The following is a 15,129-nucleotide window of genomic DNA, read 5'->3' as shown; positions in this document are numbered from 1 at the left end:
CTGAAAATTTCATGCTATAGTGATGCTGTTTTTTTCGCGTTAACGGAGTAACTAAGGTGTATCTAGTCAGATTAATGTTTTTAGCGCTGATGTCGCTGTTGTTTGTACCCACCAGCCATAGCGCCACTATTCCAACCAGTCATTTTTTTGAACATGCCAAAGTGCGCAATATGAAATTGTCGCCTGATGGCAGACAGGTAGCCTTCAGCTATGAAGAAGGTTCTGAAGTCCGGTTGGCGGTGATGCAACTCGCTAATATGCAAGTCAGAAGCAGCTTTACCTTTGGTGACAATAAGCATGTGCTGAATTTTCACTGGGCCAATAACGAGCGTATTCTGATGGAGGTGGCGGAAATCACCGGCAATCTGGTGACGATGCAAGGCACGGCAGTCGATCTATATGCCGCCAATGCCGATGGCAGTCGCCGTAATCTGATTTTTAAAACCGAATTATCCACCTATAACATTCTGCATTTATTACCTGAGCAAGCTGACCGGATCCTGATTGGCAAATACCATTGGGCGGAAAAAAGCGGTATGCGCGCTTTTACGCTGGATATTAACCGTGGTACTGAGCGCTTTTTAGATGACCAACCCCCCGGCGTCGTCGCCAGCTTGATGGCTGATAACAGTGGTGTGTTGCGGATGGGCGTGGAGTTTATCGAAGGCAAAGAGTTTGATGACAATAAAACGGTATTGCATATCAAACAGCAGGGGCAATGGCAACGTCTGGAGCTGCCGGCAAAGCGGCTGAATCCGATAGTGCAACCACTAGGCTTTAACGCTGATAATACCATTGCGTACTTTATTTCTAATTTCGATATAGCAGAGGGCGATCGTCACGGCTTATTCGCCTATCACTTTAATGAGCGGCAACTGGAGTTAGTGGCGCGCCATGATTATGCCGATATCAATGGCCGTTCACTGGCTCATGATGGCGAGTTACTGGCGGTTGATTATGTCGCTGGTATTGCCGAACATGAATTTATTACCGCCTCGCACCCCGGCGCCTTATTACTGGCAGGATTAAAGAATGCTTTTGCCGGCCAAAAAGTAACTATTACCTCTTTTGACCGCAAGGGGCAGCTGGCGCTGTTTCATGTTAGCGCAGACCGCAACCCGGGCGAATTCTATCTCTACGATCTGCAAAAAAAGCAGGCGCGTTACCTGGCATCAGTTAAACCCAACCTAAAAGCGGAGCAACTGGTAGCAATGCAACCAGTATCACTGGCCGCCAGAGATGGCTTAACTTTGCATGGTTACCTGACCTTACCGCAAGGCAAAGATAAGAAGCTGCCACTAATTTTAAATGTGCATGGTGGTCCTTATGGCCCTTACGATAGCTGGGGTTTTAATGCTGAAGCACAGTTTTTTGCGCATCATGGCTATGCCACCCTGCAGGTAAACTTTCGCGGTTCAGGTGGCTATGGTGACGACTTTCAGCGTGCCGGTCGTTTGCAATGGGGCCGGGCAATGCAGGATGATTTAGCCGATGCCGTACGCTGGGCGGTAGCACAGGGCATTGCTGATCCGAGACGAATTTGTATCTATGGTGGCAGCTATGGTGGCTATGCCGCAGTATGGGGTGTGATTAAGGATCCAGAGTTGTATCGCTGCGCAGTCGGTTATGTGGGCGTCTATGATATGCCGCTGTTTTTCAAAGGTGACGGTTCGGACGCCAGTCGTAGCCGCAATATCGGCCAGTATCTGCGCTCTCATGTTGGTGAAGGACAGGAGTATTTACAGAGTATTTCCCCGGTGCATCATGTAGATAAAATTCAGGTGCCGCTGTTAATTGTGCATGGTTCCAAGGATGTGCGGGTGCCGATAGTACATGCCAATAATTTGCGCCGCGCGCTGGATCAGGCTGGTAAGCCTTATCAGTGGTTGGTGAAAGAGGATGGTCATGGCTTCTATCAGCTCGCAAACCGGGTAGAGCTATACGACACCATGTTGGCGTTTTTTAATCAACATTTGAGTGTGCCTGCGGCCGCTGAGCAAGCTGCTGAATAATTAGCTTGACATTTCTGCTATTTTGGTGTTGCGGCGTTTTTAACGCCGCTTACCTGTCTAAATTTAAGCCTGACCCTTAATTAGAAAAAAAGTTTCAGCTTTGCGACTAATAACTTCGGTTTAGGCTTGACCCGATTTTTTTTTGCTGCATATTATTAACTGTCTTTGCCCGAATGAAAATTTGGGTAATTCAAAACACGTCTTTCTCAGGGATGTGTCTGCCAACAAAAAAGAATGAGATAGTCCGAAGAGCTATCCAGGGAGTTAACATATGTTCACCAATAACAAGCTAAATAAGGCCGTGCGGCTGGCTATGATGTTTGGTGCTGCCTCAACGCTGGCATTTGCTGGCGCTGTTGCCGCCCAGGAAACGTCTGATAAAGAAGACGAATCTGCTAAAAAAGATGAAAAAGCCGAACGTATTCAGGTTGTCGGTTCCCGTATCCGTACTGATGGTTTGGATAGCGCTACACCAATCACGGTAATCAGTGCTGAGCTGGCCAGAGATCAGGGTTTAAATACGCTGGGCGAATTACTGCGTACCTCTACTATTGCTGCCGGCTCCAGTCAGTTGATCTCTGCTTTATCAGTAGGTTTTGTTACTGCCGGTGGTGCTGGTAACGAATCGATTTCGATGCGTGGTCTGGGTGCGAACCGTACTCTGGTATTACTAAATGGCCGTCGCGCTGGCCCAGCCGGTACCCGTGGTCAGGTTGCTGCCTTTGACGTTAACTCTATTCCACTGTCAGCGGTAGAGCGGATCGAAGTATTAAAAGACGGTGCATCTTCGCTGTACGGTTCTGATGCAGTAGCTGGTGTTGTTAATATCATCACTAAAAAAGGTGATGAAACCAATATTACGGTAAACCTGGATCAGCCATTTGAAAGCGGTGGCGAAAACTACCGTGTTAACGCGACCTACGGTAGAACCTTTGACCGGGGTTCGTTCCGCGCTGTAGCCGACTATCAACTACGCAGTGAGCTTGCGCGTGGCGATCGCGATTTCTTTGCCTGTCCACAGCGCTTATTCTTAGACGCAACTACCGGTGAGCGGACCGATCCTATCGACCCGCGGACTGGCGATTATCACTGTAATGCGCTGCAATACGGTGTGTGGGTGCAAACCCGTAACAATACTAACCCACTACCAAGTAACTTCCGTACTGGTGTTAAAGCGCAATACGACTATGATGGTTTTTTTGCCGCCAATAACCGTCCAACTTTCGCCAGTCTGATTACCGCACCTGGCCCGGGTAATATTACCGTACCAGCTGGTTTCTACCCGGTATCTTATGATAAAGAAACCGATGGTTGGGCTGATGCGGATCACCCATTCCAGGATCGCCAGTCAATGATCCCGGAAACCAAAGTCGGCTCGATCTTCTTAATGGGTAACTACGACTTTACAGATAATGTATCTGGTTATTCAGAGTTTATTTTTAGCCGTCGTAATACTGTAACCAACAGCTTCCGCCAGTTCTGGAACAACGAAATGGCCGCGACCGGTTATATCAATCCGGGCGTAGTGCCAGGTTGGGGTGGTAGCCAGCGTATCGGTTTTATGTCTGTAGCAATGACTGACCATTCTGGTGTGGATACAACAGTTGATTACTCGCGTTACGTATTCGGCTTTGAAGGCTCAATCGGCGACTGGAACTGGGATGTCTCTTACCAAAACAGTTATAACCGCGGTGACTACGATACCAAGGTTATTCTGTTTGATGCCATGTTAATGGCGCAAAATGCGGTTAACGGCGGCCCTTGTGTGGGTCAGAATTCACCGGTTTCTGGTAAGCCTTGTACTTTAGTTGACTGGTTAGGCCCGGATCATATCAACGGTAATCAATCGCAGGCGGTTAAAGACTTCCTGTTTGATGTTGATAATGGTTCGACCTCATACCGTCAACAAACCTTTGATGGTTACTTCACTGGTGAGCTCTTTGAATTACCAGCCGGTTTTGTAAGTACCGCTTTCGGTGCTTCATTACAGAAAGATGAAATTAATGACGTACCTGGTAAAGCTACACTGGCTAATAACCTGTGGGGTTCAACCGGTGCCGGTATTACCGCCGGTAGCGCGAGCACCAAAGCTGTGTACGGTGAAATCTTCGTTCCGGTATTGCGTGATCTGCCAATGGTTGAAAGCTTTGACCTGACAGCCTCTGCGCGTTGGACTGATGTGTCTACCTATGGTAGCGATACCACCTACAAAGTATCTGCCAACTGGGTAATTGGGCATGGTTTCCAGCTGCGGGCATCACGTGGTTCATCTTTCCGCGCGCCAGCCTTGTTTGAACTGTATTTACAGAACCAGACCGGCTTCCTGGCACAGTCTAATGACCCGTGCTTAAACTGGTCAGGCCGTTTAGCGGAAGGTACCATTGATCCACGTATTGCCGCGAACTGTGAGGCAGGCGGTGTACCAGCTACCTACGTAACAGCAGGTAGTTCAATGACTTCTGTTACCGGTGGTGGCGCCGGTCAACTGGCCGCTGAAACCTCAGTATCAAAAGGTATTGGCTTGGTGTGGAAGAGCCCGGAAAGTGTATGGGGCTTCTCAGCAGATTACTATGACGTAGTAATTGATAACCAGGTGAACAATATCGGTGGTGGTACTGTACTGGGCTTGTGTTACCGTTCAGAGAACTTCCCGAATGATCCATTCTGTAGTCAGTTTACCCGTCGCACTGGTGCAAACGGTGACTGGGGTATTGCAGAAGTACGTGGTGGTTATGTCAACGTATCTCAGCAAAGCGTTCGTGGTGCTGACTTTATGGCTACCTTCGAAGATGATTTCTCTTTCGGTCGTCTGCGTCTGCGTTTAGATCATACCGTACAGTTAGAGCGTTCATTTAAGCAGTTCCCGGATAGTGTCCCATCTACTTATGTGGGTGATATCGGTGAACCTAAGCATGTTGGAACCTTATCAGCGACCTTAAGCCGTGATGGCTGGCGTTATACCTGGAATACCCGTTATGTTGCTGCAACAGACGACTATAAGTATTTCGCTAACGGCAACCGCACCACTTATCGTGGTCAGGCTTCAACCTTTATCGCAGAAACACCGACTTATATCCTGCACTCGGCATCTGTTCAGACAGATTTCCAGGGCTTCGATGTAACCTTCGGTATTGCCAACCTGTTTGATAAAGAGCCGCCAAAAGGTTCTCCAGCTGGCGTACGTACCGCTGGTAATGCGATCCTGTACTCTCAGTACGATTTCTACGGTCGCAGAGCCTTCCTGAACGTGTCTTATAACTTCTAATTGTTATAAGCTGATGTTCAGCAGCTAATAAGCCCCGGCGTTATGCCGGGGCTTTTCTTTGTGTTGAATTCGCGTTGTTGCTTTTCAAAGCAGGCAAAATTCATTACCATAGGCGCCGGTTTTGATGTAGATCAACTTGTAGGCGGTAAAGCAGTATGGCTGATGAAAACTTTAAAGACAGCTTCAACCTGAAGCAGTTAATATTATTTGTTATTTGTTTCGCTGGCCTGTTATGTCTGGCCCCAATTGTCCGCTGGTTTCAGTTACTATCTTAAAAGTAACGCTACGCCGGGTATCAGCCGCCACCGAGGCGGCTTTTTTGTCTGTATTGATTTAAGGGTTTATGCATGGACTACCAACAGCTTGCAACCGAACTAAAGGCCGTGATTAAAACGGTAGAAAATTATCCGAAACCGGGCATTACCTTTCGCGATGTTACCAGCCTGATGCAGGATGGCCCCAGCTTTAAAAAGGTCATTGATGCCTTTGTTGCCCGCTATCAGGCTGCCGGTATTACGAAAATTATCGGTACTGAGTCGCGCGGCTTTATTTTTGGTGCCCCGCTGGCTTATGCGCTGGGTGTGGCCTTTGTGCCGGTGCGCAAGCCTGGTAAGTTACCGCGGGAGCGTATTTCTCAGGCTTATTCGCTGGAGTACGGCGAAGATGCGCTGGAACTGCATGCTGATGCTATCGTCGCTGGCGACAAGGTATTGCTGGTCGATGACTTGCTGGCTACCGGTGGGACCATTGATGCTACTGTGCAGCTGGTACGGCGCCTGGGTGGTACTGTGACTGATGCCGCCTTTGTTATTGCCTTGCCGGAGCTCGGCGGCGTAGCGCGCTTAGAAAAGCTGGGCTTAAGCCTGTGTAGTTTGGTTGAGTATCACGGCGAATAGCGGTAGGCTAGCGCTACCTAACAGCGATACAGGATGCCGGCATGAGTTATCAGGTTCTGGCCAGAAAATGGCGGCCGCGCCAGTTTAGTGAGTTGGTTGGTCAGCAGCATGTAAAAACTGCGCTGGCGAACGCCCTTAGCAGTGCACGTTTGCACCATGCCTACTTATTTACCGGCACCCGGGGTGTCGGTAAAACCACCATTGCCCGTATCTTTGCCAAAAGTCTGAACTGTGAAACCGGCATTACCGCCACCCCTTGTGGCCAGTGTAGTACTTGTTTAGAGATTGATGCCGGCAACTATGTTGATTTGATGGAAATTGATGCCGCATCCCGCACCAAGGTCGAGGATACCCGCGACTTGCTGGATAATGTGCAATACGCACCCAGCCGCGGCCGTTATAAAGTCTATCTGATTGACGAAGTGCATATGCTGTCACGTCACAGCTTTAATGCCTTATTAAAAACGCTGGAAGAGCCGCCACCACACGTTAAGTTTTTACTTGCCACGACGGATCCACAAAAGCTGCCGGTGACGGTACTGTCACGTTGTTTGCAGTTTAGTTTAAAGGCGCTCACCGTCGCGCAAATTCAGCAGCATCTGGCGGCGGTTCTGAGTGCCGAAGATTTACCCTTTGATGACACTGCGCTGCAATTGTTAGCCAAGGCGGCCAAAGGCAGCCTGCGCGATTCGTTAAGCCTGACCGATCAGGCTATTGCGCTCGGTAACGGTGAGGTCAGGTTGCAGCCGGTGCGGGAGATGTTGGGGCTGTTAGATACCAGCTGGGCAGTGCAGTTACTGCAAAGCCTGCTCACGGCCGATTTAGCAGCACTGCAACACAGTTTACAGCAGCTGTTAAGCCAGCAGGCGGATTATCTGCAAGTGCTGGACGATGTGTTAAGCCTGTTGCATCTGACCGCTCTGAGTCAGTTACAGCCGGCCTTGGCTGAGCACAGTGATTATCCGGATGCGGTGCACCAGTTTGCCGCCAGCCAAAGCCCGGAAGCCATCCAACTGTATTATCAATTGCTGTTAAGTGGCAAAAAAGATCTGCCTTACGCGCCTGAGCCAGCGATAGGCCTGGAAATGGCGCTGTTACGCACCCTGGCTTTTGTGCCGGCGGCGCAAGGCGGTCAGCCGCCAGTGCTAACCGAAAATAAGGCATTAAGCCCACTGCGGCCCGCTACGGAGTCGTCTGTGGTGACAACGGTCGCGCCAACGCCGGTTCAGCCGGCACCGCCCACAGCCGCTGAGCCCCTAACCAGTGTGATGCCGGCTGATACCAACCCAGCAACACCACTTCAGCCGCAGCCTGCTGCAGTGATTGCTGAGACAGCGACAGCTGTCAGTGCAGATGACGCCCCTACAGCAGCGACCTCCGCAATTGATCCGGTTACCGCCCGTATTATGGCCAGACGTGGTGTAGTGGTACCTGGTACTCTGGCAGCACAGGAGACTGCGGCAAAAAAGTCTGAGCGCCAGGCGGCGCCGGAGTCCAACCCAATCACGGATACCGCTGCAGGCAGTGCCGCAACTCAGGCCAGTAGCCAGCTGGCAGCTGTGCTAAAGCCACAACAGCCACAGCCACAGCAGCACGCACAGCCTGAACCCGATAATTGGCTACCATCTGATGTTGAGTATGCGGCACCGGTTGAGGTTAGTGCGCCCGCTGACTACCGTTTTGCTGAGGGCAGTGAGTCGCAACAGGCAGCTTATTACGCACGGCAAGATGAGCAAGCGGATGCACAATTTGCCGACGATGCCGATACACAAGCCGCACTTAGCGAGGGCTGGTGGCAGGCACAGCATTTTGACAGCTTGCCAGCAGCCGATAGTGATGTGCTGGATGAGCAACGTTTTTCTATTCGTTTTGCGGCCCAGGTCGACGCCTGGGCGCGGCTGATTGAACAGCTGGAGCTGGGAGGGCTGCTGCGGCTTTATTTGCTGAATAGTGCACTTAGTCAGCAGGAGCAACAGGTATTACTGACAGTGGCCCGGCATCAGCAACATCTGGATAACCCGACGTTTCGTACTAAGGTGTATCAGGCGATAGCGCCGGTATTTGCGCCGGGTTTTCAACTTGATATTCAGTATCAGGACGAGGTGCCGACATCACCGCTGGCGATCCAACAGCGGATTGAGCTGGAGCGCAAGGACTATGTCAGCCGTTTATTACAGCAGGATCCGCATATTCAGGCGATACAGCTGCGTTTTGCCGCTGAGCTGCAACTGGACACCCTAGAGGTGAATTAACCTTGTAATTTGGACGCTGAGTCATTATCTTGTCGCCAACTTTGGCAGATTAACTTTAGAGATTAACAGAGAGAGCTGATTATGTTTAAAGGCGGTATGGGCAATATGCTCAAACAAGCACAGGCCATGCAGGAAAAGATGCAAAAGATGCAGGCTGAAGTGGCCAATATGGAAGTGACCGGTGAATCGGGTGCCGGCCTGGTGAAGGTCACTATGACCGGTAACCATAACGTTCGCCGCGTCAGTATTGATGACAGCCTGATGAGCGATGATAAAGAAATGCTGGAAGATCTGATCGCGGCTGCGTTAAATGATGCCGTGCGTCGGGTTGAAGAAAATAATAAAGAACAAATGGCCAAGATCACCGGCGGCTTACAATTGCCACCGGGCATGAAGCTGCCGTTCTAAGCATTATGGCTAAGCTCCCGCCGCTGTTACAGCAGCTGATTGACGCATTGCGTGTGCTACCCGGTGTTGGGCCCAAGTCTGCCCAACGCATGGCGTTGCAGCTGCTGGAGCGTAACCGCAGTGGTGGTGCCCGGCTCGGTGCAGCCCTGAGTGCAGCCATGACCGGGATTGGGCAGTGTCAACAATGCCGCACCTTTAGCGAACAGGCACTGTGCAGTATTTGTAGTGATCCGCGACGGGCTAATGCAGAAACGCTGTGTATTGTTGGCTCGGCCGCTGATCAATTGGCAATCGAGCAAACCGGACAGTTTCAGGGCCGCTACTTTGTGCTAATGGGCTATTTATCGCCGCTCGATGGCATAGGCCCGGAGCAACTTGGTCTTGATTTACTGGCCAAGCAACTGGCCAGTGGCGGCATCACTGAGGTGATTTTAGCCACCAATCCGACGGTCGAAGGGGAAGCCACGGCGTTTTATATTGCTGAGCTGTGTCAGCAATATCAGTGTACCGTCACCCGCCTGGCGCAAGGCTTGCCGGTCGGCGGTGAGCTGGAATATATCGACGGTTCTACCCTAGCGCATGCCTTATCCGGGCGTAAACGTTTTTAATCAGCGCTTTTAATCCACTCTTGAAATCATCCTGAATACCCCCATATCTGGTGCTGTTATCGGCGCGCCGCGCCGTCTTTTTGTCTCGTTATACCTATAGAGGACCCCAAGATGAGTGAGACCACTGCCAACGCTGCTGGCCAGAAGCAAACTCATGGCTTTCAGGCAGAAGTAAAACAACTTTTGCAGCTGATGATCCATTCGCTGTATTCCAATAAAGAAATCTTCCTGCGTGAATTGGTATCCAATGCCTCGGATGCTGCCGACAAGCTGCGCTTTTTAGCTTTATCAGACAGTAGCTTATATGGTGATGATGGCGAGTTGCGGGTAAGAATCAGCCTGGATGAGCAGGCGCGCACCCTGACCATTAGCGATAACGGTATCGGTATGGATGAGGCCGACGTCATTGCCCATTTGGGTACAATCGCCAAATCCGGCACCAAAGAGTTTTTCTCCCAGCTGTCAGGTGATCAGAGCAAAGACTCCAAGTTAATCGGTCAGTTTGGCGTGGGCTTCTATTCTGCTTTTATCGTAGCGGATAAAGTTACGGTGCGTACCCGTAAGGCCGGTCTGCCGGCAGATAGCGCCGTAGAGTGGGAGTCGGCCGGCGAGGGTGACTACACCATTAGCAAGATCAATAAAGCCAGTCGCGGTACCGAGATCGTGCTGCACCTGCGTGATGGCGAGGATGAGTTCCTAAGTCGCTGGAAAGTTGAAAGTATCGTCACTAAGTATTCAGATCATATCTCGATTCCGGTAGAAATGTGGCAGGAAGGCACGCCGGAGCGTGAAGAAGACGGCGAAACAATCCCGGCGACCGAAGGTCACTGGCAGGCAGTGAATAAGGCCACAGCACTGTGGACCCGTGATAAGTCAGAAATCACTGACGACGAGTACAAAGAGTTCTATAAGCATATTTCCCATGACTGGAGCGAACCATTAAGCTGGAGCCATAACAAGGTTGAGGGTAACAACAACTACACCAGCCTGTTGTATGTGCCGAAGAAAGCGCCCTTTGATATGTGGAACCGCGAAGCCAAGCATGGTTTGAAGCTCTATGTTCAGCGCGTCTTTATTATGGATGATGCCGAGCAGTTTATGCCAAGCTATCTGCGCTTTATCAAGGGTGTACTGGATTCCAGCGATCTGCCGCTGAACGTATCGCGTGAAATTCTGCAGGATACCAAGGTCAGTCAGAGCCTGCGCAAGGGCTGTAGTAGCCGCGCGCTGAAAATGCTGGAGAAGCTGGCCAAAGACAGCGAGCAGTATCAGCTGTTCTGGAATGAGTTTGGTCAGGTGCTAAAAGAGGGCCCGGCAGAAGATTTCGCCAATAAAGAGCAAATTGCCGCCTTACTGCGTTTTGCCTCAACCCATAACGACAGCAGTGTGCAAAACGTGGCACTGACCGACTACGTCAGCCGGATGAAAGAAGGCCAGGACGAGATTTATTTCCTGGTCGCGGACAGCTATGAAGCGGCGAAACACAGCCCACATCTGGAAGTGTTCCGCAAGAAGGGGCTGGAAGTATTACTGTTATCCGATCGCATCGACGAGTGGCTGATGCAGCATCTGCCGGAGTTCGACGGTAAGAAGTTCCGCTCTGTTGCCAAAGGTGGTTTGGACTTGTCGAAGCTGGATGATGAGCAAACCAAAGAAGAGCAGAAGAAAACCGAAGAAGCCTTTGCCTCAGTGTTAGAGCGCTTTAAAAAGGCGCTGGGTGAGCAGGTTAAAGATGTTAAGGTTAGCCATCGTTTAACCGACAGCCCGGCCTGTGTGGTGACCGATGAGTTTGATATGAGCACTCAGATGATTAAGCTGATGGAGTCGGTAGGGCAGAAGGTGCCAGAGGTGAAACCGATTTTTGAGCTGAATCCGGAGCATCAACTGGTGAAACATATCGCCGACGAGCAGGACGAAAGTCGCTTCCAGCAATGGGCGGAAGTGCTGTTTGAACAGGCGTTACTGGCCGAGCGTGGCAGCCTGAAAAACCCGGCCAGCTTTGTCACCCGCTTAAACAGCCTGTTACTATCTTTGGCTAAATAAGCGCTGCTAATCACTAAAAAGGGCTGGCTTGACCAGCCTTTTTTTATATCTATTACTAAAAATTATTCTATATCATTTAATTACTGTGCGTCCTGTCTATACTTTATAACGATAACATCATAATGACGGACAGGTGAACTATGCAGCAGTTATGGCAACGTCTTGGCTTTGGCGGCCGTTTAACCCTTAGCATGATTTCATTATTTCTGGCAGCTATTTTGTTGCTGACCAGCTTACTCTTTATTCGCTATCAGGAATCACAAACCCAGGGTGTCGTCAGCTCACTGCAAAGTGCGGCAGAGCTAAATGCCCAGGCTTTTACGGATTGGCTGCTGGTGCGACAGGAAGAAATGCGCTTTCTGGCCACCTTACCGTCCGTCCAACAACTTGAGTTGCCGCTGGCAACTGAGTTGATGCAGCAATTGGCGCAAAATAGTGGTTTTTATGACACCATCTTTGTCGTTGGCCCCGATGGGATCGGTATGGCTGGTGTCAGCTTTGCCAACGGTCAGGCAAAGGCCCTGACAGAAACCGAAGCCAACAATTTTAATGTGGCTGATCGCGCCTGGTTTAAACAGGCGATTGCCGGTCAGAATACCTTTTCACAGCCAGTTGTGTCACGCGCGACCGGCCAGACAGTCAGTACCGTGGCTATCCCTATCCGCCAGCAAAATCAGATTGTCGCCGTCATGCGCGGCGCGGTCAAGCTGGATACTATCTTTGCCAAAGTCAATGAGCTTAGCCGCAACAATTACACCGAGATTTACCTGCTGGATACAGCGGGTAAGGCGATTATCACCGCACCCTCAGTACCAAAAGATACTGAGTTAACGACTCAGGCTGCGGCGGCGACTAAACAGCAACAAAGTGGGGTTGGCTTATATCAAAATGCTGCCGGCACAGCGGTGATTGGCAGTTATCAGTTTATGCCAATGCTGGGTTGGAGCCTGGTGCTGGAAAGCCGGCAGCAGGAAGCACTGGCAGAGGTGCGGGCGATGTTTTGGACACTGGTGATTGCCGCCATGTTGGTATTAGGGGTAGCAACTATCGTCTGTCTCTGGTTAGTGAAAAAAGTAACCCGCACCCTGGGTGGCGAGCCGGAGTATGCCGCTGCTGTGGTACAGCGGGTGGCAGAGGGAGATCTGAGCGGCAGCATCAATTTGGTGAGCGGTGATCAGCAAAGTTTACTGGCGGCAATTAGTCAGATGCAGCAACGCTTAAAACAAATGCTTGCAGATGTCAGCAATTACTCGGATCAGGTCGCGGCGGCGGCGACTGAGTTGTCACAGATTAATCAGCAAACCAGCGCCGGTATGCAGCAGCAAAATACAGAAATCAGCAGTGCTGCCGTTGCAATGAACGAAATGACCAGCACCCTGGAGGAAGTGTCACGTAACACCCAGCAAGCGGCGGATGCGGCTGCGATGGCCGAGCAACAAAGTAACACCGGGCGTCAGGTGGTGAGTACCACGCTTCGGGATCTGGCTGAATTATCGGGTAATGTCAGCAGTGCGGCAGCTATTATTCGTTTGTTAAAGCAAGACAGTGATCAGATCGGTAATATTTTGCAGGTGATCGAAAGTATCGCTGAGCAGACGAATCTGTTGGCGCTTAATGCAGCCATTGAAGCTGCGCGCGCTGGTGAAAGTGGTCGCGGTTTTGCGGTAGTGGCCGATGAGGTCCGTACTCTTGCCAGCCGGACTAAGGATTCTACGACTGAAATTAAACAAATGATTGATAAGTTGCAGCAAGGTACTGAAAATGCCGTGAAAGCAACAGAGAATAGCGAGAAAGCGGCGAAAAACACCGCAGAACGCGCCACTGCGGCTGATCAGGCGTTAGCGGCAATTTATGAAGCGGTTGAGCTGATTAGCAGTACCACCCATCAGATTGCCACGGCAACCGAACAACAAACCATCGTCTCACGGGATATTAATCAAAATTTTCATAGAATCAGTGATGTAGCCTATCAAACCAATGACAATGTCAGTCAATCGGCGCAGGCCAGTAATGCGCTGTCGACGCTGGCAGAACAACTGCAGGAGCTGGTAAAACGCTTCAGACTTTAGTCGCAGAACCAGGCTGGCGAAGGCAACAAAATAGCCATTTTTTGCCCTTTGCCAGCGATTCACTGCTGAATTGGCTGCTCTGCTCAAGCTATCGACTAAAGGCGAGGATTGGCGCAGTGTCAGGTAGCACCAGTTGACAAATTTCTTGTTTCACCCGGCGCATTATGCAAAGATTAGACCCGGTAAAAATTACAGATTAATCCCAGGATAAGAGGGTAAAGGCTATGCGCATAATTTTGTTGGGCGCCCCGGGTGCCGGTAAAGGAACTCAGGCACAGTTTCTGATGAGTAAATACGGTATCCCACAAATTTCGACTGGCGATATGTTACGGGCCGCGATTAAAGAAGGTTCGGAACTGGGATTAGCGGCGAAAAAAATTATGGATGCCGGCCAGTTAGTATCGGATGATCTGATTATTGGGCTGGTAAAAGAACGTGTAGCCAAAGCCGATTGCGCCAAGGGTTTCTTGTTAGACGGTTTTCCCCGTACTATTCCGCAGGCTGATGCGATGCAGGAAGCCGGTATCAAGGTTGATCATGTTATTGAGTTTGATGTACCGGATGATGTGATTGTAGAGCGGATGAGTGGTCGTCGGGTGCATCCGGCATCGGGGCGGGTGTATCATCTGGTGTATAACCCGCCGAAAGTGGCAGGTAAAGACGATGAAACCGGTGAAGACTTAGTGATCCGGGCGGACGATGTCGAAGAAACGGTACGCAAACGGCTGGCCATTTACCATGAGCAAACCGAATTATTGGTCGGTTACTATCGTAAAGCGGCTGAGCGGGGTGAAACCCGTTACCATCACCTGGATGGCACCCAACCGGTTGAACAGGTTAGTCAGCAACTGATTAGTCTGTTGGGCTAGGCGCCTGGCGCTTGAGCAGAAACCCGGCTGACGCCGGGTTTTTTGTTGTTAGTTAGGTAGTACTTTACGTAAGGCCTGTAGTGCCGCGTCATAGTCTGGCTCTTGTGCCAGCTCCGGCACGAGTTGCTGATAAGCGACTTTACCCTGCTGATCAATGATAATAATCGCCCGGGTCAGCAACCCCATATCTTTAATCAGTAAGCCATAGCTACTGCCGAAATCACGCCACACTGCGTCCGACAGCACCGCCATACTTTCTACCTGTTCCTGCTGACAAAAACGCTTTTGGGCAAAGGGCAGATCGGTACTGATCGTTAATAGCCGCACTGAGTCCGGTAACTTGGCGACTTCGTCATTAAAACGTTTGGTTTGCAACGAGCAGATACCGGTATCAATACTGGGCACTACGCTAATCAGCACCGGCTTGCCGCGATAGTCCGCCAGCGATACTGCTTTGAAATTATTGTCAACTACCCGGAAGTCCGGTGCCGTTTGCCCGGTTTTAAGTTCGTCTCCTAACAGCACCACTTGTTGGCCGCCAGCCGTGACATTACTGATCCGCGCCGGTAACTTAGCAGTCAGATCCACAGCCAGCGCGGCCGGCTGGCTAATGAAAAAACACAGTGTTACTAGTAGCTTGGTATTAATCAGATTTTTTTTAAACATTTTGCTGCTCCATGGATCAATCAAGGCTATGATAGTTTCAG

At 50.6% G+C, this 15,129-nt stretch carries 10 protein-coding genes; 9 read left to right on the top strand and 1 reads right to left on the bottom strand.

The annotated features are described in order from the left end of the window. The first annotated feature begins 56 nt into the window (after positions 1-56). The 9 genes from H1D31_RS12310 to adk all read left to right on the top strand — a co-directional run bounded on the left by H1D31_RS12310 (position 57) and on the right by adk (position 14,422). A complete protein-coding gene (locus H1D31_RS12310) occupies positions 57-2,012 on the top strand; it encodes an alpha/beta hydrolase family protein (protein ID WP_261259169.1) in 1,956 nt (651 codons plus the stop codon). Between the two features lie 271 nt (positions 2,013-2,283). Continuing rightward, positions 2,284-5,277, top strand: coding sequence for a TonB-dependent receptor domain-containing protein (locus tag H1D31_RS12305; RefSeq protein ID WP_261259168.1), 2,994 nt, complete (start codon positions 2,284-2,286; stop codon positions 5,275-5,277). Between the two features lie 347 nt (positions 5,278-5,624). Then, positions 5,625-6,173 (top strand): adenine phosphoribosyltransferase, encoded by a 549-nt coding sequence (apt, locus tag H1D31_RS12300; RefSeq protein ID WP_261259167.1) that lies wholly within the window; start codon positions 5,625-5,627, stop codon positions 6,171-6,173. A 41-nt stretch (positions 6,174-6,214) separates the two neighbouring features. After that, positions 6,215-8,425: a DNA polymerase III subunit gamma/tau gene (dnaX, locus tag H1D31_RS12295; protein ID WP_261259166.1), complete on the top strand. Its 2,211-nt coding sequence runs from the start codon at positions 6,215-6,217 to the stop codon at positions 8,423-8,425. A gap of 81 nt (positions 8,426-8,506) precedes the next feature. Continuing rightward, a complete protein-coding gene (locus H1D31_RS12290) occupies positions 8,507-8,833 on the top strand; it encodes a YbaB/EbfC family nucleoid-associated protein (protein WP_008951421.1) in 327 nt (108 codons plus the stop codon). A gap of 5 nt (positions 8,834-8,838) precedes the next feature. Next, the gene (gene recR, locus H1D31_RS12285) at positions 8,839-9,441 is read left to right on the top strand and encodes a recombination mediator RecR (RefSeq protein WP_008951422.1); all 603 of its coding nucleotides are present in this window, start codon (positions 8,839-8,841) and stop codon (positions 9,439-9,441) included. A 111-nt stretch (positions 9,442-9,552) separates the two neighbouring features. Then, positions 9,553-11,484 carry a molecular chaperone HtpG gene (gene htpG / locus H1D31_RS12280; RefSeq protein ID WP_261259165.1) on the top strand — a complete coding sequence of 644 codons (1,932 nt, stop codon included), beginning with the start codon at positions 9,553-9,555 and terminating at the stop codon, positions 11,482-11,484. Between the two features lie 140 nt (positions 11,485-11,624). Then, positions 11,625-13,553: a methyl-accepting chemotaxis protein gene (locus H1D31_RS12275; RefSeq protein ID WP_261259164.1), complete on the top strand. Its 1,929-nt coding sequence runs from the start codon at positions 11,625-11,627 to the stop codon at positions 13,551-13,553. A gap of 224 nt (positions 13,554-13,777) precedes the next feature. Then, a complete protein-coding gene (adk, locus tag H1D31_RS12270; RefSeq protein WP_261259163.1) occupies positions 13,778-14,422 on the top strand; it encodes an adenylate kinase in 645 nt (214 codons plus the stop codon). A 48-nt stretch (positions 14,423-14,470) separates the two neighbouring features. On the opposite strand, the gene tpx is transcribed toward adk, so the two are convergent. Further along, positions 14,471-15,088: a thiol peroxidase gene (gene tpx, locus H1D31_RS12265; RefSeq protein WP_261259162.1), complete on the bottom strand. Its 618-nt coding sequence runs from the start codon at positions 15,086-15,088 to the stop codon at positions 14,471-14,473. Positions 15,089-15,129 lie beyond the last annotated feature (41 nt).

Origin of the sequence: Alishewanella sp. BS5-314 (genome assembly GCF_025377695.1) — a bacterium.
GTDB classification, from domain to species: domain Bacteria; phylum Pseudomonadota; class Gammaproteobacteria; order Enterobacterales; family Alteromonadaceae; genus Alishewanella; species Alishewanella aestuarii.
Note: the sequence above shows the minus strand (reverse complement) of the source record. Positions and strands in the feature narration are given on the sequence as shown.

Excerpts from the sequence above, each read along its gene's own strand:
- adk (WP_261259163.1), top strand. The coding sequence starts at position 13,778 with ATGCGCATAATTTTGTTGGGCGCCCCGGGTGCCGGTAAAGGAACTCAG.
- dnaX (WP_261259166.1), top strand. The coding sequence starts at position 6,215 with ATGAGTTATCAGGTTCTGGCCAGAAAATGGCGGCCGCGCCAGTTTAGT.
- apt (WP_261259167.1), top strand. The coding sequence starts at position 5,625 with ATGGACTACCAACAGCTTGCAACCGAACTAAAGGCCGTGATTAAAACG.
- H1D31_RS12305 (WP_261259168.1), top strand. The coding sequence starts at position 2,284 with ATGTTCACCAATAACAAGCTAAATAAGGCCGTGCGGCTGGCTATGATG.
- htpG (WP_261259165.1), top strand. The coding sequence starts at position 9,553 with ATGAGTGAGACCACTGCCAACGCTGCTGGCCAGAAGCAAACTCATGGC.
- recR (WP_008951422.1), top strand. The coding sequence starts at position 8,839 with ATGGCTAAGCTCCCGCCGCTGTTACAGCAGCTGATTGACGCATTGCGT.
- H1D31_RS12290 (WP_008951421.1), top strand. The coding sequence starts at position 8,507 with ATGTTTAAAGGCGGTATGGGCAATATGCTCAAACAAGCACAGGCCATG.
- tpx (WP_261259162.1), bottom strand. The coding sequence starts at position 15,088 with ATGTTTAAAAAAAATCTGATTAATACCAAGCTACTAGTAACACTGTGT.
- H1D31_RS12275 (WP_261259164.1), top strand. The coding sequence starts at position 11,625 with ATGCAGCAGTTATGGCAACGTCTTGGCTTTGGCGGCCGTTTAACCCTT.